A 21,606-nucleotide genomic window follows, 5' to 3' on the forward strand; every position below is an offset into this window, starting at 1 on the left:
ATTCATCATTTCCTAAAGGGGTATGGTTGCCTCCAACTGCTTTGTGAGCAGGCTTACGGCTTTCTCCAGGAAGACGCGGTCTTCGTCATCAAAACGGTTTTTGATCGGGCTGTCGATATCCAGCACCCCGTACAGTTCGCCATTTTTGATAATAGGTACGACAATCTCGCTGTTCGATGCTGCATCACAGGCAATGTGGCCTGGAAAGGCATGAACATCATCAACGACCAGGGTACGTTTTTCCGCAGCAGAAGTGCCGCATACACCACGTCCCAGTGGAATTCGGATACAGGCAGGAAGTCCTTGGAATGGCCCGAGGACCAGTTCTTTTCCATCATACAGATAGAAGCCGACCCAATTGGTGTCGGTCATAAATACATTGAGCAGCGCAGCAGCGTTCGCCAGATTGGCAATCGCACTAGGTTCATCGCGGATCAGAGCACTTAACTGTCCCAGGACGGCGGTGTGCTGCTCACTTCGTGTTCCTTCATAGGAAACAGCTTGAAACATGGTAAATCACCCTCCCGAGCAAAATGGTACTTATTTTCAAGATAGTGCAGAGGATGCGGTTAGTCAAGCGGAGGATTTCGGAAAGGGAAGGGAATACCTGAAGAATCCTCCTGTTTCTCAGCTTCTTACGTGGGGTAATTACTTAGCAACCACGGAGGGCTACAACCCGGGAAGGAGCTTGGCTTATGCATGCAGAGGTACAGAATCTTTTTGTACGGATTCATCTACTATATTTCGCGCAAAATCAGGATTTGAACGTTAGCGAGGCACTGCCCCTATTGGAAGAACGGGGATATCGCGTTGGAGAGCGGGAGATCAAGCAGGAGCTTGAACACCTGACACAGGAGAACTTCCTGACCGCCCACGGGGACCAATGGAGCCTAACCGGGACTGGCATCGAAGAATTCAAGGAAATCACGGCTGTGTTTGGCCGAGTTAGCGATGAATTACTGGGGAAGGGCAAGAAAACGTCCAAAGCTTAAAATTCATTTGGACAAGCCATGATTCCGTAATTCACTCAAACTTGAATGGATCCATACGTACAACAAGACCGGGAGCGAAATTGGCCCGGTTTTTTGACGTGTGTGCATGACTGAATAGTTGCCATTCGGCGCAGGTTATGATTAGATGACTAGTGAATATTATGGTCTGCGGAGATAGATCGGATCGGAGTGTCTTTATATGTATAAATGCAAAGGAAGAATTCCCGAAATGGAGACTGCGCGGCTTCGTCTGCGTAAAATGCGTCGCCGGGATGCGGCCCAGATGTTCGCATGCTGGTCAGATCGCGAGGTGACCCGTTACATGAATCTTGCACCCATGATTGGGACAAGCGAAGCGGCAGACATGATTGGACTGCTCAACCAAATGGCAGGAGAAGAGGATGCGATTCGGTGGGGGATCGAACTCAAAGAAACAGGCAAGCTCATCGGCAGCTGTGGCTTTAACACATGGCAGCTTGAAGGCGCATTCCGGGGTGAGATCGGTTATGAGCTGGGACGTGATTATTGGCGCCATGGTTATATGACGGAGGCTTTCTCCGCATTGCTGCCCTTTGGATATGAGACCATGGGTCTTAATCGAATTGAAGCGCTGGTTGATCCGCGTAATCTGGCTTCCGGCGAGTTCCTGACAAACCGCGGCTTCACGCGTGAAGGATTGCTGCGACAGGTGCAACATACGTCCACTGGATACAAGGATATGGTAATGTATTCCATGTTGTATGATGAGTTCCTTCGCAAGAAAGCTAAATAAAGAGAGAAACGAAGAGAGAAGGGTTTGTGTGAATGCAACTGGAGGTTTGAAGCGCAGTTTCATCTTGACGGGGCTGTTGCTCGCGACATTTCTGTCAGCGATTGAAGGCACCGTAATTGGTCCGGCAGGGCCGACCATTGTCAGTGAGCTGGGGAGTGTACAGCTGCTGAGCTGGATTTTCACCGCATACCTGTTGACGATGGCTGTGAGTACGCCCATTTTCGGTAAAATCAGTGACTTGTATGGACGAAAGCCTGTATTTCTGATTGGCTGTGCGTTATTTTTACTGGGTTCACTCTTGTGCTGTCTGTCGCAGAACATGGAGCAATTGATTATTTTCCGTGCTATTCAAGGGATTGGTGCGGGTGCGGTAGTTCCTGTTACATTTACGATTATTGGGGACATCTACGCGATTGAAGAACGTGGCAAAATCCAGGGATGGATTAGCTCCGTGTGGGGCATTTCCTCTCTGGCGGGACCGCTGCTTGGCGGTTATTTTGTAGATAATCTCGGCTGGCAGTGGATCTTTGGTTTTAATGTGCCGTTTGGTCTGCTCGCGATGTGGTTTGTATTTCGTTATCTGAAGGAAGATATCTCTCCACGTACGGCCAAGATTGATTATGTCGGTGCACTGACCTTCACTGTGGGCATTACTGCATTGTTATTTGTCCTGTCGGCGGGTGGGCAGTATTATGCCTGGAGTTCTCCGTTGATTGTTGTGCTGAGTGTGGTCGCCGCTCTGTTTATTATTTTATTTTTTGTGGTGGAAAAAAGAGCTCAGGCCCCTATGGTTCCACTACATCTGTTCCGAATTCGGGACATCCGTGTAGCGAATATCGCCGGACTGCTGACCAGTACTTTGATGATCGGCCTGACCAGTTATTTGCCGCTCTGGGTGCAGGGGGTTCGGGGAGGTAATGCGACGGAATCCGGGCTGTTACTCGCACCGATGTCGGTGGGTTGGCTCATTGGTAGTGTGATGGCAGGCCGTCTGTTAATGAAAATTGGATCACGTATGACCGCATTGATTGGGTTAACCGGTATTGCGATTGGATCGGGTGGACTCTTTCTGGTTGGCGGGACATCCCCGCAGGCTGTGCTCTTTATATTGACCTTTATTTATGGTATCGGCTTCGGATTTGCGTTTACAATCTTCACCATTATTGCGCAGTCGTCTGTAGGGTATAAGGAGCGTGGCTCCTCTACGGCACTGCATACGTTCATGCGTACGTTGGGACAGACGATTGGTGCAGCGGCTTTTGGTACCTGGTTGAACTATCGGATCTCCACGTTATCCAGTGAGCAGAATCTGGCGGAAGCCGGAATTTCGGAAAATGATCTGAACGAGCTTCTCGCACCACATACGGATGCTGCCCTATCGGATGACAAATGGGCGCTGCTGCGTAACGTGCTGGAAGGAAGCTTGCATTCCCTGTTTGTCATTATGTTTGTCATTGCACTGGTATCGTGGGTAACGACGCTGGCTCTACGCAAACGTTTAATTGTACCCGAAGATGCAGATGCTCAACCGCAGCCACAAGGCTCAAAGTAAAAAGAAGATATATATACGAAAAACCGGATTCGCCGATGTCAGGCAAATCCGGTTATTTTTGTTGATGGCACACGTGCAGTGGACTAGATTACATCTTCAAACTCAGGCAAGTGATATGTTGGGGGTGTCTGGGCCAAAAGCATTTTGAAGTACAGGCTGGCTGATCCTGATGAATTGTCCAGACGAATTTCTAAGGAACCGAGGACGTCTTATTTGACCTTCTGCTCGTCTTTCTAAATTGTAAGGAACATGAGACACGTTATTTCCCGAAATCACCTGAAAAACACGTTGTAAACGGCTGTTTATCCAAAGATAGCGTGTGTCAGATTCCTTAAAATGCTGCGAGCGCTTCAGACCCCTGAATAAGACGTCACAGGTTCGTTAGCGTTAGCGCTCCCGCTTTCGACAGGTTTTAAGATACGCTCTAGCTGCTCGCTGATAAACGGTCTGCGGAATGTGCAAGTCTTCCCAAGAGTTCGGACAGCAATTCCTTGTCTTCCTCACTTAGTCCACTTACCGCCCGATCAATCTTCAACGCATAGCCTGGATAGATGTCATCCATGGTGCGCTGTCCTTCTTCGGTCAGTTCCACAAAGATGATACGTCTGTCTTGCGGACAATGTTTGCGGTGTAACAATCCTTTTTGCTCCAGCTTATCGATCACATAGGTCACATTACCACTTTGCAGCAGAAGTTGTGCGCCAACCTGTTGAATCGGCTGAGCTCCTTTCATATATAACACTTCGAGTACCCCGTACGCGGTGGGGTTGAAGCCATGCACTTTGCTTCCGGATACAGCGTGTTCATTCACGCTCTTGAATGTCTGGGCCAAGGTGCGGTACAGATGAAGTGAACGTTCGGTTCCGATTTCTTGTAATTCCAGCATGCTGATCCCGCCTTTTCAGATTAGTTTTATAAGTTGAAATGATGAAGAGGGGTCCTCTCCGTTATGCTGTTCATGTAAAAGAGTATTTCAACTTATATGAGTTGGTTAGTTATGTTTGACGATTCAGGTTGTCGCCATGGTTTAATTGTAAACTTCTATTTCTACGAAAAACATGCGATATGTCACAAGATTTGCATTTTTAGCATTTAAAATTTGATCATTCATCATGCTGAAAATTCATCCTTCAGATGTCGCTTTTTCTCCGCCTCTGGCAGGAGGTCGAGTCAATGGCTGCTCTATATAATGAGTTCATACTATGAATTGGAATATAATGGAGGAGAAGAAGGATGACAAGTGATTTAACGTTTGAAGGACAACGACCACTGAAGAATAACCGATCTTTTGTAACATTGATGGTGGCACAGGCCATTTCCAATCTGGGTGATTGGCTGCATCTGCTCGCAATTCTGACCCTCGTGGGTATCCGCTGGAATGCAACGCCTTGGGAGATTACATTTGTCACACTTTCCGCAGCACTACCCATTCTGTTGACAGGGCCATTCGCAGGCACGCTTGCAGATCGCCTGAACCGTAAATGGCTGATGATTGTAGCCGATGGTGCACGGATCATCATCGTGGGTGCGTTAATTTTTGCTGACCAGATCTGGCACGTCTACATACTGCTTGTCCTCAAATCCCTGTTTGATGTAATCTTCTCTCCGGCCAAAAACGGAAAGCTGAAGGAAATTGTACCTCGCGAACACCTTGCCCAAGCTGTATCCATCAGCTCGGTGATCGAACAGATGTCCAAAATTATTGGTCCGGCGCTTGGCGGACTTTTGGTAGCCGCTTTTGGAATTACCTGGTGTTTTGTTCTCGATTCAGCGTCTTTTCTGATCTCTGGCATCATTTTATTGTGGATTCCTGGGACTCGGGTGATCCAAACCGCAATTCATAACGTAACAGAAGTAGAGGAAGAGACAGCTGGGGGTGTTCGCAACCGCCCAAAAGGCTCTTTTTGGAAAGAAACACTGGAGGGTATCCGCATGCTTGCATCTCTCCCTCATGTAGGAACGTCTCTGATTTTGCTTGCTTCAGCCATACTTTTTCTGCAATTTGCCGATTCACAGACTGTGGTGTTATTCAGACAACTTCCCGGAATTTCAAGTGATCTGCTGGGATGGTGCGTGGCAGCAAGTGGCGCAGGTACATTAATTGCAGCGATGAGTGTACGGAAGTGGAAGCATGCAGGGCATGTTTTGAAAATGGGTCTGGGTACCATACTCATGGGTCTGGTTATCGGCGGAGCCGGAGTTATTGTTGGGATTTGGCCGCACGCCGGATTAGGTGCCAATCTGTTGTTAGTATCCCTCTTTGCCCTGGCAGGTGTCGGAATTGGGTTTGCGATTGTACCCTTTCAGATCCTGTTGCAGGAACAGACACCTGAGGCGATGACAGGCAGGGTATTTGGAACGGTAGGCAGCGTGATGACAGCCAGTAATATTATGGGCCCGGTGGTAGGCGGATTTATGGTCACCTCGTTTGGTGTAGTGCCGGCTTTTGTCTGTTCAGGCATTTTGCTGACCCTGCTTGGGTTGATTTATTTGATGAAACGTAGCGGGGAAAAAGCCGATCTGAATGGCTCCATTGAAGCCAAGACCATGATTGCAGGCGACTGAAAACAGGCCGGATTTGCTCAGGTTAGAACAGTTAAAATGAAGGTTTGAATTTACTTCGAATTTTAAGTTTATGATTAAAAAGCGTTTGAGTAAACGCCTTCATGTTTAATGAGGAACAGGCAGAAATCCCTGTATTCTAATTATTCCTAGGGGAAAACTCATATGCCTTGTCCCACCAACGCATTAGCGGAAAGGGGGTGAAGCAACTTGAATGTAAAGTTACCAAAATCGATTGTGCGTCTTGGAAGCATACCACTGGCAATACTTGCCGGGACTTTGATGCTGGGGTTTGGATCGTCACATGTATACGCAGACGAGGCTCAGGTATCTTCTGAAAAACCTTCCAGCGGATTGTCGCTCAGTTTGTTTTCACGTGATTCGGATGGCGGGTTGAACCTGACTCCGTCAGTATCGGTATCCACACGACTGCTGGATGTTGAAGTTCCGTCGATCAAAGCGAATGAATCGACAGGTAAGCTGAGTGTATCTAAGCTGAAAGTAGATACACCGCTTGGATCGGCCGGAACATCAGAGATTGGGATTGATGCGAAGAAGGGAACCGTCGAACTGCCATCTGTACAGGCGGATACACCGGTGATCAAAGCCGATGTATCAAGCAGTCAGGTGAACCTCAACGAAGGTACAGCTTCCTTGCCTGGCGTTACCGCAGAGGTACCCGAGGTGGTCAAGGCAGAGACGTCTGCTGTGAAAACAGACCTTCGGCAGGGCAAGGTTGAATTACCTTCCGTTAAGGTGGATGTGCCTGAGGTTACTTCCGTCAATATCTCTTCATCCCGTGTGGATCTGAGTAAGGGAAATGTCCAGCTTCCTTCTGTGAGAGCAGAGGTTCCAGTTGTAGACGTATCCGCTGAACTCAATCCTGATCAGGAAAAGGTGGAGATTCCCAGTGTGAAGCCGGAACCGCCTGTAGTCACTCCGGAAAAGCCGACGCTCGTCAAAACACCGAATGTTGAAACTTCCAATACGAGTGCGCTCGCAAATCCTGCCTCATCTCAGAACAACGAGGAAGGACAAGACGCAGTACAGGTTACGAGCAAAGTGATTGAAGTCGCCTCGGAACCAGAAGTACGTCCAGAACAACCTGTTGTCCCGCAGGCATTGCCTGTGGAAGAAACCGATCTGACGTCGGATTCCGATGTTAGTGCAGGTTTGCCCGATAACGAGTTATTCCTCGTAGATCAGACAACTGCTAAACCAGCTGTCACTGAACAAGTGCAGAGTAACCTGGAAGCCAATCTGAAACCAGATGATGCTGATGCAGCATCTCCATTGCAACCTCGCACAGAACGACCAACCAGTTGGTCTGTTGCAGCAACTTCTCCCGGAGCAGCTAATGCTTCCGCCGGGACAAGCTCCGGTTCGTCCGGTGTAACTGGAGGTGGAGCAACGGCTCCAGCCGCTGCACTTCCGGGAGCAACAACAGGTCTGGTTACACCAGATTACGATTTTGCCTTCCGAATGGAACGGCTCGATGGGTTCAGTCAATGGTCACAGGCACCGCCTGGGCGGCCGCCGCAATATACCTCTTTCTCATAGGCAACAATGGCGTTAATTCAACCAAAATTGAGAAGGAGTGTATATCATCATGAAAAAAGTGAATCGTTGGGTAAAATTGTCGGTATTGTCGGGTACGTTGGTGGCTGGATTGCTGGGAGCTTCGCAGGCAACTTACGCAGATAGCTATAGCAATAACAGCAGCAGTAATCTGGATCTAAATGCAGGTTTGCGCCTGGAGCTAGGATCTCTTCTGTCAGGACACCGTGACACAGGTTACGGAGGCCATGGTAGCTACGGAGGTTCATCCAGTGCAACTGGAGCATTGAATCTGGATCTTGGCCTTAACGCCGGCTTATCTTCCGAGAGTATGAACCGTTACAATGATCGTTCTTCCGACCACACAGTTGAGCATAGCAGTTCTGGCAAGCTGGGTCTTGGCCTGAATGCCAATGTGTCGGGAGAAGGTACAACGATGAGCGACTATTCACGAGGCGGCGATGATCGGAACGTAAACAGCAGCTACGTGAACGAAAGCCGCGGAGCACTGGATCTGGGTCTGAACGCGAAAGTGGAGGGAGAGAGTGCAACATGGACTCAATCCGAACGCAACAATAGCGTGAATGACCGTGATCGGAACGTAAACAGCAGCTACGCGAGCGAAAGCCGTGGAGCCTTGGATCTGGGTCTGAACGCGAAAGCAGGAGGAGAGAGTGCGACATGGACTCAATCTGAACGCAACAATAGCGTGAATGACCGTGAGCGTAACGTAAACAGTAGCACTGCGAGCGAAAGCCGTGGAGCGCTGGATCTGGGTCTGAACGCAAAAGCAGAAGGAGAGAGTGCGACAGTAGCTCAAACTGAACGCAACAACAGCGTGAAAGACACCGAGCGTACCGTGAGCAGTAACTATGCAAACGAAAGCGGCGGAGCACTGGATCTGGGTCTGAACGCGAAAGCGGAAGGTGAGAGTGCAACGATGGCTCAATCTGAACGCAACAACAGCGTGAATGACCGTGAGCGTACCGTGAGCAGTAACTATGCAAACGAAAGCGGCGGAGCACTGGATCTGGGTCTGAACGCGAAAGCGGAAGGTGAGAGTGCAACGATGGCTCAATCCGAACGCAACAACAGTGTGAAAGACCGTGAGCGTAACGTGAACAGCAGTTATGCAAGCGAAAGCCGCGGAGCCCTGGATCTGGGGCTGAACGCCAAAGCAGAAGGAGAGAGTGCGACATGGACTCAATCCGAACGCAATAACAGCGTGAATGACGGTGAACGTAGCGACAACAGCAGCTACGCGAGTGAAAGCCGCGGAGCCCTGGATCTGGGTCTGAACGTGGATGCAGATGCAGAGAGTGAAACTACTTCCGTGGTGGAGACAAATCGGTAATATGAGATTTTCACTGTAATATGAAGAAGCAGGGGCTCCGGAACCCCTGCTTCTTTTTTGCATTTCAAAATTCGAAATAATATACAAATTGATAAAAGTTTCACTATAATTGTTATACCAATTAAATAGTATAACTAGAGGTAGTAATGAATGAATAGGGTGAGTAAGATGGAACGAAAAGTAACGAAATTCGGTAATAGTCTTGGATTAAAAATGACAGATGCCTTCAAACAAATTGGTCTTGAGCAAGGCGATATGGTTCAAATCGAGGTAAATCAGTCTAATGGGGAGATTATTATTAAAAAGGCTACAAAAGTTAATTTGCCTAACGGAATCAGTAGTGATTTTATGGATACATTGGCTGATGTGATGGGTGAATATGATCAAACCTTGAAAGGTCTCAAGGATAGATGAGCATGACCTGGTATTTGAGTATTCAAGAGGTTATTGCGATCAACGTCGCTATGATTAAGTGTTACAGTCCTGGAGAGCAGATTGGAGTTAAAGATTCTGGTCTGCTTGAATCTGCTGCGATCTTTCAATCTTTGGGTCAAAACCATCCTTTTCATAATGCTAATAAAAGAACGGCTTTTACTGCATTGGTAGTCTTTCTGCGTTATAACAATGTGTATCTTAAAATGGATCAAACGTTTGCTGAGGACTTTACTGTTGATATGGTGAACCACAAGTTCACATTTGAACAACTAGTCTCAATTATTCGTACATACTGTGTTACTGAAAATGAAATATAATAGTAAGCAATAAGTCATTCATTACTATGATTTATTGCTTTATTTTTTTAAGAAAAGAACAACGTTCAAATAATCAAACACGCAGCCCGAAATATATATTTACACGATAACGTAGAGGACAGAAAGAACCTGAAGAAGCGAAGCGTTCGCCTTTATCCCCCGATTTTAACATTTGTGATATTGATTCAAAAAATCGGGGGATAACAGTGATCGGAAGGTTGTTCTGTCATCGGAGTGGCAAGTGTAAATAGTCTTTAGTTCAAGCCCGAATCAGAACAGGAGTGTTCGATATGAAGATAGAGCATGAAGGTACAGCCATACAGGAGTCCATATTGGACGTACATATTACAGAGGCAGGATACGAGCCAGGACAATCGACCATACGCAATATTCGAATGAATGTGGGGCGAGGAGAGCTGGTAGGTATTATCGGACCCAATGGTGCGGGCAAAAGTACCACAATCAAAACGCTTCTTGGTCTGCTGGAACATGCGAACTATGAAGTGACGATTGGGGGAGATGGTCGTTATGCCTATATCCCGGAGCAACCGGTTTTTTATGAATATATGACGCTATGGGAACATCTTGATCTGGCGGCAGCGGCGTATGAAATGGAGGAAGAAGCTTTTGTTGCCAGAGCGGAGGAACTGTTGATTCGTTTCGGTATGGACCACGTTCGGAATGATCTTCCAGCCAGTTTCTCAAAAGGCATGCGGCAGAAAATGATGCTGATGATCGGATTTCTGTCTTCACCGGATATCTATATTGTGGACGAGCCGTTCATCGGACTGGACCCTCGTGCAACCAAGGATTTTCTAAAATTACTTGATGATGAACGTCGCCGCGGCGCGGGTGTGCTTATGTCTACGCATGTACTGGATACCGCTGAACGAATCTGCGACCGGTTTATTCTGATTGCTTCGGGCAGATCTGCTGCCGAGGGAACATTGGATGAGATCCGTGAAGCAGCAGGATTGCCGGGAGCCTCTTTGTTTGATTGTTTCGATGTACTGACGTCTTAGATAGAGAGGGTGAGAGAGAATGGAAACTTCCCAGCGTTATACCCCACTTCGTTTATACAGACGAAGACGCAAAGAGCATTTCAAGGAACAGATGAAAAATCTCAGACTCGTCGTGGATTGGACAGTGTGGGTATACCTGCTTGTTCCGGGTCTGCTCTATCTGATTGGATGGTACACGAGTCTGTGGACCAAATCACTGCCTGCATGGGCGACAGGATTACCGCTCCCCGTACTGACTGGGCTGATTGACGTCGTTATGCTTACCGGTGGTGTGTTGATATTTGTGGAGGAAGCGGATGTATTGTTTTTGAAATCAAGGCCGTTGTGGATGCGCACGTTAATGAGGCAAGGGCTCTACCGGTCCTGTCTGCAACATCTGGGCAAAATGATCCTGATTACAGCGCTGACCGCACCCCTGTGGTCCCGTGTCTATGAGATGTCGAATCTCCAGATTGCACTTATGGCTGTCTGGTTTGGTGCGGTAGCTTCATTCCAAGCCATAACACTACATATGACGAAGGTTCGACATACTGGATGGCGACGCTGGATTCAGATGATCCCTCTCGTCATTGGCATAGGTTACATGACCATTCATACGACATCATGGATGCATGGACAGACGTGGGAAATCAGTTTTGGAATCGTAATTATCATGCTTCTTCTAATTACAGTTGGACAGATGAGGCTATTGATGAAGGGAACGTTTGAAGGGGATGTGCGGGAGGATCTGCGGAGCAGGTTGCAGCTTACAGCTCTAATGTTAAGCCGGGCGGTGATCAAGCCGAAAGCCCCACGAACACGGTCCATCATCTTCCGTAAACCGCGTAAACTGTTACGTAATCGTTCCATCGCGAATCGGACAGCGGAGATTGCATTCAAGGCATTTTTCCGGAACTCGGCCACGATGAAATTGTATCTGCAGCTTGGCGGACTATCCATCGCAGCAGTTGCATTACCACCTTTTCCGGTCAATGTCATTGTGTGTGCGTTATTAATCATCATGTTGACGGTGATGTTTTATCGTTCCTGGGATGTTTTTGCCACGTCCGACTATGTTCAGCTTATAACGTATGACACGGAGGCACTGCATCTTGCAGGTTCAATGATGGTTCGGATGTTGTTCATCCCGATTGGCATTCTTATGGGTTTCACGCTAGGATTGGCCTGGCTCGGCTGGATCGTCGGTATTCTCACAGCTGCAGGTGCGGTGGCTTTTGGACTCTGCGTCTTATCTATTGCCGGATGGGTCCGGCTGACCAAGGCCTAAAGGAATTCCTTTCTAAATCAGAGCATATCGTGCGCTAGTTCTGCCCATGCTATAGAAGAAGTATCTCATCTATGGACGATGAGAGATTAGCTGTAGCAAGGAGGAAGAGACGATGATGGATAATAGCGAACTACAGGTGCACTTTTCAGACGATTCAGCGTTGAATGCCGCCAGGGCAACCTTGGAAGAATTGGGATATAAGCCGTATCAATCCGGCCCGCTGGAATTGTACATCCCTACAGATCGCCAAGATCCTCAGTCTGCCGTAGAGATTGTACAATCTCATGGAGGTAGTGCCGTATTTGCCTCGCAAACGGAAGAACTGGATCAGTTTCAGAATATATCGATTCCGGCTCATCTCGTGAATGAAGACTGGAATGAGGGTTATGCGAGCCAAAACCAGGGAAGCCAGACGGAGCAAGGCAGATATAACTATAGCGATGACCCGACATACGATGATTCGGCTGATGGATTCTCAGGCAGTGTGAAAGCATAGAAGCATCACAAGCTAAGAGCAGTTCGAGCCAATTTTTCTAAAATGGAACAATACCCAAAAACCCCGATCGTCCACAGATGTGGATATCGGGGTTTTTGGCATCTGAGCTAATTCATCATGCGCTTAAAGTGTGTAATACCTATTATGATGTAGCGTGTTTATATTCAGCTGCATGCATACCAGCCGTATATCCTGTGGAGAATGCAGCGGTGATATTATACCCTCCGGTGTAGCCGTGAATATCCAAAACTTCACCGCAAAAGAATAGTCCAGGCAGCAGCTTGGATTCCATTGTTTTTGGGTATATCTCCTTTAAGTGGATTCCTCCCCCAGTAACAAAGGCTTCTTTGAGCGATCTTGTTCCGTCTGCACGGAAGGTAAAAGCTTTCATTAGCCCACACAAGTTGCTTAACATACCTTTGGGGAAATGGTGGAACGTGAGGTCATCGCTGATCTCTGCCCGTTTCATCATTAAGGGAATCATACGTTCAGGAACCCATGTTTTTAAAATGTTTTTGACAGCCTTGCGGGATTCTTGTTCCAATACTTGTTGCACCTGTGCTTCCAATGCACCTAAGGACAGTTCCGGGAACAGATCAATGCTCATAATGACCTGTGGGTTTCCAGACTTCATCTGAACCTTGCGAATAAATTGGCTGCAACGCAGTGCAACCGGTCCAGACACTCCAAAATGCGTGAAGATCATATCCCCGCGATGGGAGATGACTGTTTTTCCTTTGGCATCCACTACGGATAGAGCGATATCCCTCAAAGACAAACCTTGCAGTTCTTTGGACTGAATCCAACTCTCTCCAGACACAATGGGTACTTCGGTCGGATATAACTCCGTTATCGTGTGGCCTGCAGCCTCAGCCCAAGGATAACCATCTCCGGTAGATCCGGTTTGGGGTACGGACTTGCCGCCGGTAGCAATGATGACAGAGCGCCCAAGAATGGTTTTACCGGATATCAATTTAACACCTTGTATCTGCTGACCATTCTGAATAATTTCCTTGACCGGTTCTTTGGTGCGAATCTCAACGCCGAGGGAGACAATTTTGCCAACCAGCGCATCCACAACTGTTTTCGCTTTATCGGTTACAGGGAACATTCTGCCGTTGTCTTCTTCTTTCAGGGCAATTCCGAGATTCTCGAAGAAACGCATGATTCCCTGGTTGTCCAGATTCTGAAACGAACTATATAAAAAGCGTCCATTACCCGGAATATGTCGGATGAGTTCATCCGTTTCCTTGGCATTGGTTACATTGCATCGACCTCCGCCAGAGATGCCGAGTTTACGACCCAGTTGATCTCCTTTATCCAGCAGAAGCACGGAGGCTCCATGCTCGGCAGCAGCAACGCAAGCCATCAGGCCCGCAGATCCACCACCAATTACAATGACATCATACATATGTTATTACCCTCTTTTTTCATTGATTTTGTCTGTTTTACGAAAAATGTGTCTACTCCTGGCTTTTTCTGAAATATAATGGAGTTATGAGCAGTTCTATTCTGCAGTCTTAAGGGATATATTGTAATATACTGTCGCCTATGTTTTAATCAGAAATACATGAGGGAATGTGCAGGCAGAGGAGGAGATGGCATTGTGGTTGCGTTAAAGGACATGCTTTTACAAGTACTGTTGGCAGGGTCGGCGGTATTTCTGATTCCCTTATTCCGTCTGGTACTCTCCAAGCGGGCTATTGCCAGAATGGAACATGCCGGAATCGTTCATACCAGTTTTGCTGTGACAAGTGTCGCGAGCATGTTATTGTGTCTGCTGTTTGCGCTCTATGCAAGCCCGGTGGCCGTACCCATATCATTAAGCATCGTACCTGTGATACTTGTTATTTTGTATTGTAAGTCCGCTATAGGCGTAACGCTGTCCATTCTACATATTCTCTTCTATTTTCTTTTTGCGCATCCCTATGATCTGTACGGATTTCTCCTTCATACGGGCATTCTTCTCTATCCTATTGTATGGTTGTCTGCCAAACGATTCAAGCATAATACACCTTCACGCAAAATGGCGATCCTCATCATCCTGATTACAATGGAACTGATTGTAACGAGTCTGTTATGGATCGCATCCCTCCAGAATGAATCCACATACTCTGCGACCTACATGATACTTACAGCACTTGGATATACCGCTGGAGCCATTGTTGCGGGCAGTCTGAGTCTGCTATGGCTGGAACGGATGAAGCACTATCGCGGGCTGGAGCAGCATCTTTCGGAAGTCCACCAGCGATACATAGCCGAAACGGAGAAACTTCATCAGATTCTGAACGCAGTGCCTCTCTCCATTGCCACCGTAGATAAACAAGGCACAGTGATGTTTGTCAATGAGATGATGGAGCAAACCGCAAGGGAGCAGTTGCCTTGCACCTCCACGCCAGATCTCATTGGACAGCCTGCCAGTCAATTTGTTGAACAAGGTCAGGCGGATAAAATGGATAAAAGCATTCGCAAAGCCGTCGTTCATGGTGAGATTAGTGGGTTGACCGTTCGTTACGGTGCACACGTATTTCAATCCCGAACTGTACCGATCTATGCCTTTTCAACAGAGCCTGCGAGAGAAGTTACAGGAGCCATGCTGATCATTCAGGATATCACGGAGCTTGAGATGTTGCGAAGTGAGCTGGATAATGTGGATCGTCTCAGTCTGGTGGGGCAGATGGCTGCAAGCATTACGCATGAGGTGCGTAATCCAATGGCGGTTGTGCGGGGGTTTCTTCAACTTATGCAGGAAAAGAGTCCTGATTCCCTCGATCACTATTACCGGATCGTTCTGGAAGAGCTGGACCGGGCCAACAGTATCATTAATGATTTCTTGTCTTTGGCTCAGAATCGTATTGCCGAGAAAGAAGAATCCCAGCTGCACGATATCATACATGAACTGAGTCCGTTGTTATGGGCGGATGCGAACCTGCGTGGTCAGAGTATTGAACTCATGTTGGCCCATAATGTGCCAAAGCTGCATCTCAATTCTAAGGAAATCAAACAGGTGGTGTTGAACCTGGCCCGTAACGGGATGGAAGCCATGAATGAGAAGGGTGTGCTTACGCTGGAGACGCGGATAGTGGATGATAAGGTGGAACTGTGTGTACGTGACACAGGACCTGGTCTACCCAGAGTGAAGAAGGAAAAGCTGTTTGAACCTTTCTATACGACAAAAGCCAAGGGAACCGGACTTGGATTGTCCATGTGCCTGAGTATTGTGGAACGACATAATGGAACCATTACTGTGGAATCGGAGGAAGGCCAGGGCACGACCTTCAAAGTGGCATTTGAACGTTAGTCATTCAGCATATTTTGCCAGACATTGAGACATAATATTATGGAAGAAGCCTTTCCGCAAGCGGTTTCTGAATCTTGCTTTCATTGCTTATGGATGTATAATAGGAATAGCACATCATTACATCCATAATGTTCGATATGAATGTAACGTTGTTTTGGAAAGTTTATTGGCCTTTAATTCTATCGAGATCATAGAACAACCATTTATAAGGAGTGAAACCGAATGTCGATGTCATTTGATCAATACATGAAAGATATGGTTCAACCGATGCGGGATGATTTAACTCGTCTAGGAATCCAGGAGTTGCGTACTCCTGAAGAAGTGGAAGCAAGTCTTCCGGATGCAAAAGGAACAGCGCTGGTTGTCATTAACTCTGTATGCGGATGTGCCGCAGGTCAATGTCGCCCAGGTGTGTCCCAAGCACTGCAGCACGATATTACACCGGATCACCTGTACACTGTATTTGCTGGTCAGGACAAAGAAGCAACTGCAAAAGCACGTGAATTCTTTGCACCGTATCCTCCATCTTCACCGTCCATCGCTCTGATGAAAGACGGAGAACTCGTTCACTTTATCGAGCGTCATCAAGTGGAAGACCGTTCTGCAGAGGATATTGCGGCTGATCTCAAAAGTGCATTTGACCGTTACTGCCGTTAATTCGCCCCAATAGAACGCCCCGCCCTTCGGATCACCGATGCCGGGGCGTTTCATTTTGGATAGATAAGGTTATTGAACCATTCGGACCTTTCAAGCTGGACATCAAATTTCATTCATTTAGAAACGGGGTGTGTGAACGATGAGTTTGCAACAACAGATCATCGCTGAATTGAAGGTTAAACCAAGCATTAATGAGGAAGAGGAAGTACGCAAGCGTGTTGATTTTCTGAAGACGTATGTGAAAAATGCGGGTGCCAAGGGTTTGCTGATTGCGATCAGCGGCGGTATTGACAGTGCAGTGGCTACGGCGCTTTGCAAAAAAGCGACGGACGAGCTTACGCAAGAGAACAACCAAGAGTACAAAACGCTTGGTGTGTTCCAACCTTATGGTGAACAATCCGATATCGACCACAGCTACGCTGTAGCCAAAGCATACGATCTGAAGCATGTCGTGGAAACCAATATCGAAGATGCAGTTAACGAGATTGCACTCGAAGTGGAGCAAGGTTTCAAATCCTTGGGCAGCCCACGCCATATGACTCACCAAGGCAAAGGTAATGTCAAAGCGAGAACTCGTATGGTTATGCAATATGCGCTTTCGTTTGAAGAGAACCTGCTCGTTGTAGGTACGGATCATGCGTCCGAAGCCATCACAGGTTTCTATACCAAATGGGGCGACGGTGCTGTGGATATTACACCACTGAGCACTCTGAACAAACGTCAGGTACGCCAGCTGGCAGCATATCTGAACGTTCCACAGGCTGTTTTGGACAAAGCACCATCGGCAGGGCTATGGGAAGGTCAGACGGACGAAGATGAGCTGGGAATTTCGTATGAAGCGAACAGCGACTATCTCGAAGGCAAACAGATCGATCCGGCTGCACAAGAGCGCCTCGAAGCGTTCTATACGCGCACACATCACAAACGCAATGCCATTCCTGGTATCTAATACGGGTGGATGAGCATGATCGTTATAAGCTGTTAACACCAACATTGAAATAACGTCCCTCTTAGGGAATGCAAAAGAGTCACTGCTCACGCAGTGACTCTTTTGTTATGTGGAACGAGAAACCGCAAAATCCAGGTGACTACTATATTAAAGATGAGTTAGTTATTCCAGTCTTTGATCTGTTGCAGGGTTTGGGTGATGGCTTGCTCCAGTTGTGGAGTGGTTTCTTTAAATGGATGTACCGTATTAAAGGTGTGGTTCCCTTCAGGTATCTGGTGCCATTGGATATCAGGGCGTGCTTGCACAAGTGCGGCAGAACCGTCACGCAGACGCTGGGGATCTTCTGTTCCCTGAATGAGTGCGACTCGCACAGGTGAAGCACCCAAGCGGTCAATGATAGCGTAACGTTCGCTATGCTTGTCCAGGTCTTCCAGAATAGCCACGTCCAGTGGCATCTGCTGGCCTGTTCGTCCGTTAAGGACATGGCTGCGGCCATGCGTACGCATTTCTTCTTTTTGCTCCGCTGTGAAGAGATCCAGATTGGTTACGCCATTCCAGGAGATGACACCTGCCACCTGCTCGGGATGATCCAGTGCATAGACGAGACTTACGCCCGCACCGCGGCTATGACCAACCAGGTATACAGGAAGTCCAGTGAGTTCAGGTTGTGTAGCCACATGTTCCAATACCAGGGCCAGATCGGCAAGCTCCCGGCTGTAGGTATTCACTGCGAACTTTTCAAGTTCAGAGAATTGCTCCAGATATTCGCCGATACCGTTGTGAGAGAAATTAAAGGTCAACACATGATGCGTATCGCTCAGCTGTGCAGCTGCATAGGGGAACATGCCCCAGTCTTTGAAGCCTTTGTATCCGTGAGCCAGAATGATAACACCTTGAGCGGGTTGTTGTGCAGGAAAAAAGTCTCCGCGAATGATCGCATCTACGTCAGTGGGCAATTCAAAAGTTATGGGCATTATTCAGACCTCCTAAGAATTTCAGACGATTCCTGATTCATATTTTAGCATATATGGTAATGCGGATAGGTACTCGCTTCTGATCGCCCCTCCTGCTACAATAGAATACGTGTTCGGAGAGTTACGGACCATGTGATTGAATGGAGATCTTTTACAATGCATGTTCAAAAAGAGCGGTTTTCAGTACCGAGAAGATGGAATGAAGCTAGAAATGGAGTAGCGGAGCGTAGTATAAGCTACGTGAGCAACGGACATTTCGGCTGAATTCCATGTTCGAAGCTGATGATGCCATTAGGCATCCTTCGTAATCAAAAGCGGACTTTTTGAATAACCTCTTACAGTATAAAAGATTAAGCGGGTGAAGCGTTGATGATATATGGCATAGGTAATGATGTGCTGGAGATTGGACGTATGCAGAAGTTATTGTCCGGTCGCCATGCGGAAGCTTTCATAAAACGAATTTTAACGCCAGCAGAGCGGGAGATCGCGGTTCGTCGAGGGAAGCGGATGACGGAGTTTGTATCCGGTCGATTCGCAGCGAAAGAAGCGGTGTCTAAGGCATTTGGCTGCGGTATTGGTGGTGTCATGGGCTTCACTGACATTGAGGTGCTACCTGATGGGACAGGACGTCCAGTGGCCTCGTTGTCCAGTCAAGCCTGGGAACGTCTGCAGCTGCCATATGATAAGCAATATGACATTCATTTGAGTATTACACATCAGACGGAATTGGCAGCGGCCTTTGCGATCGTGGAACAGATGGAAAAGTAGTTAGCTTGGCAATAGGAGAGGACGGAAATATGGGTTTACAGGAACAGAAACAACATTTCAGCGTGAATTTGCTGGACTGGTATATGGTCAACAGACGGGATTTGCCGTGGCGTCGCCACAACAATCCGTATTTCACATGGGTATCGGAGATTATGCTTCAGCAGACTCGAGTCGATACGGTAATTCCGTATTTCAATCGTTTTATCGGGAATTTCCCGACCGTACAGGCGTTGGCGGAAGCACCCGAAGAGGATGTCTTGAAAAATTGGGAGGGACTCGGTTATTACTCCCGTGCACGTAATCTTCAGGCAGCCGCGAGACAAGTCATGGAGCTGCACGGAGGCGAGATGCCGCAGGACAAGCCGGCTGTCTTTGCATTAAAAGGAGTGGGCCCGTATACTGCCGGGGCCATTCTCAGCATTGCCTTCAACCAGCCACAACCTGCAGTAGATGGCAATGTCATGCGGGTACTGTCCCGATACTTCCTCATCGATGAGGACATTATGAAGGGCAGCACCCGGGTGTTGATGGAAGAGCTCGCAGGAGAGCTCATTCCGGAAGGGCGTGCGCGTGATTTCAATCAGGCGCTGATGGAGCTTGGCGCGTTGGTGTGTACACCCAAAGCGCCGCACTGCCTGACTTGCCCGGTCATGGAGCAATGTTCCGGTCGCATCGCCGGAAGAGAGCTTACACTGCCGGTCAAGACCAAGGCGAAGCCGCCGCGCCCTGAGCAGCGGCTGGTCGCGATTGTGGAGGGCCGCGGTGCTCATCGCGGCCAAGTGCTTGTACGCCAGCGCCCAGACACGGGTCTATTGGCCCGTATGTGGGAGCTGCCGCATGTGCTCGCGGCGCCCGCCGCAGCGAGCAAGAAGGCGGCGCCGCTGGCGGATGAGCCGGCCATGGCATTGCTGGCCGGCAGTCTGTGGGCGGAAGGCTTCGCTGCCCGCCCGGAAGGGCTGGCTACCCATGCGGAGCATGTGTTCAGCCACATTGTCTGGAGCCTGCAGGTGTACAAGTGTACCGAGCAGGACCAGAGCAGTGAGCTTCCGCTGATCGCAGCGGAAGCCAGAGCCGCCTACGATGCACAGGCGGCAACAAGGGAGGGTACAGCCTCATCATCAGCTGTGTCACCTGAGTCAGACACAACGCATTCATCGGAGCCAGGCACGCCTAATGCGCAGAACATCGCAACATCGCTTAACGATGGAGAAATGTTGATGTCAACATCTGACGTTAGTGACCTAGCACTGAGTACTACGACACTGACAGGTAAAGGTGATGGCTTGACCTACCGCTGGATCGGACCGGAAGATATGGATAAGATGGCATTCCCCAACATATTTTTGAAGCTGATCAGCAGTTATTTTGCTGGTGCGTATGATCAAGTGAATGATTAAATGGGGGAGCTAACGAACTCCAGAGGTCTTATCATGTGGATATACCACAATTATGAATTCTAACGAACCTGAGTGACGTTATCATAGCCAAATCAACCCAAAAGTGCGTATCAAAGCCCGTATCTGGGGAAATAGCTACTCTGAGATTCGTTAGGTTCGCGATACGATGAAATATGGAGCAATAGCGTGTCCTGGGTTCGTTAGAAACAAAACACCCATTAACTATAGTGATAGCAAAAAGAGAGCCTGATCACGGTCATGATGACCGAATCAGGCTCTCTTTTATGTTAACTGTTGCATGCTAACAGTCTTATTTTGCAGAAGCGTAACGTTTGTTCACTTCATCCCAGTTGATTACATTCCAGAAAGCGGCGATGTAGTCAGGACGTTTGTTTTGGTAGTTCAGGTAGTAAGCGTGCTCCCATACATCCAGACCCAGAACCGGAGTCAGACCTTCGAAGAGAGGGCTGTCTTGGTTAGGTGTGCTAGTGATGGACAACTTACCATCTTTACCAACTACGAGCCAAGCCCAGCCGGAACCGAAGCGAGTTGTAGCTGCTTTAGCGAAATCTTCTTTGAATTTATCAAAGCCACCCAGTTCGCTATCGATAGCTGCTGCGATATCGCCTGTAGGAGCGCCGCCGCCGTTAGGTCCGATGATTTCCCAGAACAGGCTGTGGTTAGCATGTCCACCACCATTGTTGCGAACCGCTGTGCGGATGCCTTCAGGTACGCTGTCAAGGTTAGCAATCAGATCTTCCAAGCTTTTTTCTTGCAGTTCAGGAGCGCTTTCCAGAGCTGCGTTCAAGTTAGTTACATAAGTATTGTGATGGCGATCGTGGTGGATTTCCATCGTTTTTGCATCGATATGTGGTTCCAGTGCGTCGTTAGCGTAAGGAAGTGCTGGTAATTGAAAAGTCATAATGAAATACCTCCTGAGATTTTAGGTTTTTTTGAAAACAGGTACATATGTAATAATACCCTTGCCACTAATATTAAACCGCATTCGAGCTAATTAAGCAACATTTTTGTTTATTAAGTCCCCCGAGGCGTTGATCTAATGATGGGCCAGAGATAACAAACATATTTTACCCTTTATGCAACTATTTATGTGTTTTCAGGCGTTTAAATAGATTAAAAGTTTAATATTCGTATGTAAACGGTTACAATTAAGCGCTTTCAAAAGAAAATGCGTGTTTTATGGAGAAAAGTATGGTTTAATTGACGAAGAAGC

Annotated in this window: 21 protein-coding genes; 16 read left to right on the forward strand and 5 right to left on the reverse strand. The window is 47.9% G+C overall.

Going from position 1 to position 21,606, the window contains the following annotated elements:
* Window positions 1-12: 12 nt before the first annotated feature.
* Entirely contained in the window at window positions 13-510 is a 498-nt protein-coding gene (locus BS614_RS06810; protein ID WP_074093372.1) for a GAF domain-containing protein, read from the reverse strand.
* Between the two features lie 185 nt (window positions 511-695).
* On the opposite strand from BS614_RS06810, the gene BS614_RS06815 reads away from it, so the two are divergent.
* From BS614_RS06815 to BS614_RS06825, 3 genes are all read left to right on the forward strand, one after another.
* Window positions 696-992, forward strand: a complete 297-nt coding sequence (locus tag BS614_RS06815; RefSeq protein ID WP_036614170.1) for a hypothetical protein — start codon at window positions 696-698, stop codon at window positions 990-992.
* Window positions 993-1,191: 199 nt separating this feature from the next.
* Window positions 1,192-1,764: a GNAT family N-acetyltransferase gene (locus BS614_RS06820; RefSeq protein WP_074093373.1), complete on the forward strand. Its 573-nt coding sequence runs from the start codon at window positions 1,192-1,194 to the stop codon at window positions 1,762-1,764.
* Between the two features lie 46 nt (window positions 1,765-1,810).
* The gene (locus tag BS614_RS06825) at window positions 1,811-3,316 is read left to right on the forward strand and encodes an MDR family MFS transporter (protein ID WP_084174866.1); all 1,506 of its coding nucleotides are present in this window, start codon (window positions 1,811-1,813) and stop codon (window positions 3,314-3,316) included.
* A 424-nt stretch (window positions 3,317-3,740) separates the two neighbouring features.
* Here BS614_RS06825 and BS614_RS06830 read toward each other — a convergent pair whose 3' ends face one another.
* A complete protein-coding gene (locus BS614_RS06830; protein ID WP_017690799.1) occupies window positions 3,741-4,202 on the reverse strand; it encodes a MarR family winged helix-turn-helix transcriptional regulator in 462 nt (153 codons plus the stop codon).
* 347 nt (window positions 4,203-4,549) lie between these two features.
* Here BS614_RS06830 and BS614_RS06835 point away from each other — a divergent pair, with 347 nt between their 5' ends.
* From BS614_RS06835 to BS614_RS06870, 8 genes are all read left to right on the forward strand, one after another.
* Window positions 4,550-5,881 (forward strand): MFS transporter, encoded by a 1,332-nt coding sequence (locus BS614_RS06835; protein ID WP_074093376.1) that lies wholly within the window; start codon window positions 4,550-4,552, stop codon window positions 5,879-5,881.
* 207 nt (window positions 5,882-6,088) lie between these two features.
* Window positions 6,089-7,438 carry a hypothetical protein gene (locus tag BS614_RS06840; RefSeq protein ID WP_074093378.1) on the forward strand — a complete coding sequence of 450 codons (1,350 nt, stop codon included), beginning with the start codon at window positions 6,089-6,091 and terminating at the stop codon, window positions 7,436-7,438.
* Window positions 7,439-7,487: 49 nt separating this feature from the next.
* Complete coding sequence (locus tag BS614_RS06845) at window positions 7,488-8,789, forward strand: hypothetical protein (protein ID WP_074093379.1); 1,302 nt, start codon at window positions 7,488-7,490, stop codon at window positions 8,787-8,789.
* Window positions 8,790-8,957: 168 nt separating this feature from the next.
* Window positions 8,958-9,203, forward strand: a complete 246-nt coding sequence (locus BS614_RS06850; RefSeq protein ID WP_425320269.1) for an AbrB/MazE/SpoVT family DNA-binding domain-containing protein — start codon at window positions 8,958-8,960, stop codon at window positions 9,201-9,203.
* Window positions 9,200-9,541: a type II toxin-antitoxin system death-on-curing family toxin gene (locus tag BS614_RS06855; protein ID WP_074093381.1), complete on the forward strand. Its 342-nt coding sequence runs from the start codon at window positions 9,200-9,202 to the stop codon at window positions 9,539-9,541. The genes BS614_RS06850 and BS614_RS06855 overlap by 4 nt, the downstream gene beginning before the upstream one ends.
* Before the next feature lie 290 nt (window positions 9,542-9,831).
* Window positions 9,832-10,563, forward strand: a complete 732-nt coding sequence (locus BS614_RS06860) for an ABC transporter ATP-binding protein (RefSeq protein ID WP_074093383.1) — start codon at window positions 9,832-9,834, stop codon at window positions 10,561-10,563.
* A gap of 19 nt (window positions 10,564-10,582) precedes the next feature.
* Window positions 10,583-11,830, forward strand: coding sequence for an ABC transporter permease (locus tag BS614_RS06865; RefSeq protein ID WP_074093384.1), 1,248 nt, complete (start codon window positions 10,583-10,585; stop codon window positions 11,828-11,830).
* A gap of 112 nt (window positions 11,831-11,942) precedes the next feature.
* Entirely contained in the window at window positions 11,943-12,326 is a 384-nt protein-coding gene (locus tag BS614_RS06870) for a hypothetical protein (protein ID WP_074093386.1), read from the forward strand.
* 142 nt (window positions 12,327-12,468) lie between these two features.
* Here the strand turns inward: BS614_RS06870 and BS614_RS06875 are convergent, their stop codons facing one another.
* On the reverse strand, window positions 12,469-13,737 hold the full coding sequence (locus BS614_RS06875; RefSeq protein WP_074093388.1) for a BaiN/RdsA family NAD(P)/FAD-dependent oxidoreductase: 1,269 nt from the start codon (window positions 13,735-13,737) through the stop codon (window positions 12,469-12,471).
* A 195-nt stretch (window positions 13,738-13,932) separates the two neighbouring features.
* On the opposite strand from BS614_RS06875, the gene BS614_RS06880 reads away from it, so the two are divergent.
* The 3 genes from BS614_RS06880 (at window position 13,933) to nadE (ending at window position 17,233) form a co-directional block, all read left to right on the forward strand.
* Complete coding sequence (locus tag BS614_RS06880) at window positions 13,933-15,627, forward strand: two-component system sensor histidine kinase NtrB (RefSeq protein WP_167544385.1); 1,695 nt, start codon at window positions 13,933-13,935, stop codon at window positions 15,625-15,627.
* A gap of 222 nt (window positions 15,628-15,849) precedes the next feature.
* A complete protein-coding gene (locus BS614_RS06885) occupies window positions 15,850-16,284 on the forward strand; it encodes a BrxA/BrxB family bacilliredoxin (protein WP_017690788.1) in 435 nt (144 codons plus the stop codon).
* 139 nt (window positions 16,285-16,423) lie between these two features.
* Window positions 16,424-17,233: an ammonia-dependent NAD(+) synthetase gene (nadE, locus tag BS614_RS06890; RefSeq protein WP_017690787.1), complete on the forward strand. Its 810-nt coding sequence runs from the start codon at window positions 16,424-16,426 to the stop codon at window positions 17,231-17,233.
* 158 nt (window positions 17,234-17,391) lie between these two features.
* On the opposite strand, the gene BS614_RS06895 is transcribed toward nadE, so the two are convergent.
* Window positions 17,392-18,207: an alpha/beta hydrolase family protein gene (locus tag BS614_RS06895; protein ID WP_074093389.1), complete on the reverse strand. Its 816-nt coding sequence runs from the start codon at window positions 18,205-18,207 to the stop codon at window positions 17,392-17,394.
* Window positions 18,208-18,576: 369 nt separating this feature from the next.
* Here BS614_RS06895 and acpS point away from each other — a divergent pair, with 369 nt between their 5' ends.
* Window positions 18,577-18,975: a holo-ACP synthase gene (acpS, locus tag BS614_RS06900; protein WP_074093391.1), complete on the forward strand. Its 399-nt coding sequence runs from the start codon at window positions 18,577-18,579 to the stop codon at window positions 18,973-18,975.
* A gap of 29 nt (window positions 18,976-19,004) precedes the next feature.
* On the forward strand, window positions 19,005-20,372 hold the full coding sequence (gene mutY / locus BS614_RS06905; protein WP_074093392.1) for an A/G-specific adenine glycosylase: 1,368 nt from the start codon (window positions 19,005-19,007) through the stop codon (window positions 20,370-20,372).
* A gap of 310 nt (window positions 20,373-20,682) precedes the next feature.
* Here the strand turns inward: mutY and BS614_RS06910 are convergent, their stop codons facing one another.
* A complete protein-coding gene (locus BS614_RS06910) occupies window positions 20,683-21,294 on the reverse strand; it encodes a superoxide dismutase (protein WP_036614138.1) in 612 nt (203 codons plus the stop codon).
* Between the last annotated feature and the right edge of the window lie 312 nt (window positions 21,295-21,606).

Source organism: Paenibacillus xylanexedens, from assembly GCF_001908275.1.
Lineage (GTDB): Bacteria > Bacillota > Bacilli > Paenibacillales > Paenibacillaceae > Paenibacillus > Paenibacillus xylanexedens_A.

What these genes read in the sequence shown, in the direction of transcription:
- BS614_RS06845 (WP_074093379.1), top strand. Translation starts at nt 7,488, where the DNA reads ATGAAAAAAGTGAATCGTTGGGTAAAATTGTCGGTATTGTCGGGTACG.
- BS614_RS06835 (WP_074093376.1), top strand. Translation starts at nt 4,550, where the DNA reads ATGACAAGTGATTTAACGTTTGAAGGACAACGACCACTGAAGAATAAC.
- BS614_RS06850 (WP_425320269.1), top strand. Translation starts at nt 8,958, where the DNA reads ATGGAACGAAAAGTAACGAAATTCGGTAATAGTCTTGGATTAAAAATG.
- BS614_RS06910 (WP_036614138.1), bottom strand. Translation starts at nt 21,294, where the DNA reads ATGACTTTTCAATTACCAGCACTTCCTTACGCTAACGACGCACTGGAA.
- nadE (WP_017690787.1), top strand. Translation starts at nt 16,424, where the DNA reads ATGAGTTTGCAACAACAGATCATCGCTGAATTGAAGGTTAAACCAAGC.
- BS614_RS06895 (WP_074093389.1), bottom strand. Translation starts at nt 18,207, where the DNA reads ATGCCCATAACTTTTGAATTGCCCACTGACGTAGATGCGATCATTCGC.
- BS614_RS06885 (WP_017690788.1), top strand. Translation starts at nt 15,850, where the DNA reads ATGTCGATGTCATTTGATCAATACATGAAAGATATGGTTCAACCGATG.
- BS614_RS06810 (WP_074093372.1), bottom strand. Translation starts at nt 510, where the DNA reads ATGTTTCAAGCTGTTTCCTATGAAGGAACACGAAGTGAGCAGCACACC.
- BS614_RS06870 (WP_074093386.1), top strand. Translation starts at nt 11,943, where the DNA reads ATGATGGATAATAGCGAACTACAGGTGCACTTTTCAGACGATTCAGCG.
- BS614_RS06815 (WP_036614170.1), top strand. Translation starts at nt 696, where the DNA reads ATGCATGCAGAGGTACAGAATCTTTTTGTACGGATTCATCTACTATAT.
- BS614_RS06830 (WP_017690799.1), bottom strand. Translation starts at nt 4,202, where the DNA reads ATGCTGGAATTACAAGAAATCGGAACCGAACGTTCACTTCATCTGTAC.
- BS614_RS06855 (WP_074093381.1), top strand. Translation starts at nt 9,200, where the DNA reads ATGAGCATGACCTGGTATTTGAGTATTCAAGAGGTTATTGCGATCAAC.
- BS614_RS06865 (WP_074093384.1), top strand. Translation starts at nt 10,583, where the DNA reads ATGGAAACTTCCCAGCGTTATACCCCACTTCGTTTATACAGACGAAGA.
- BS614_RS06875 (WP_074093388.1), bottom strand. Translation starts at nt 13,737, where the DNA reads ATGTATGATGTCATTGTAATTGGTGGTGGATCTGCGGGCCTGATGGCT.
- acpS (WP_074093391.1), top strand. Translation starts at nt 18,577, where the DNA reads ATGATATATGGCATAGGTAATGATGTGCTGGAGATTGGACGTATGCAG.
- BS614_RS06820 (WP_074093373.1), top strand. Translation starts at nt 1,192, where the DNA reads ATGTATAAATGCAAAGGAAGAATTCCCGAAATGGAGACTGCGCGGCTT.
- mutY (WP_074093392.1), top strand. Translation starts at nt 19,005, where the DNA reads ATGGGTTTACAGGAACAGAAACAACATTTCAGCGTGAATTTGCTGGAC.
- BS614_RS06860 (WP_074093383.1), top strand. Translation starts at nt 9,832, where the DNA reads ATGAAGATAGAGCATGAAGGTACAGCCATACAGGAGTCCATATTGGAC.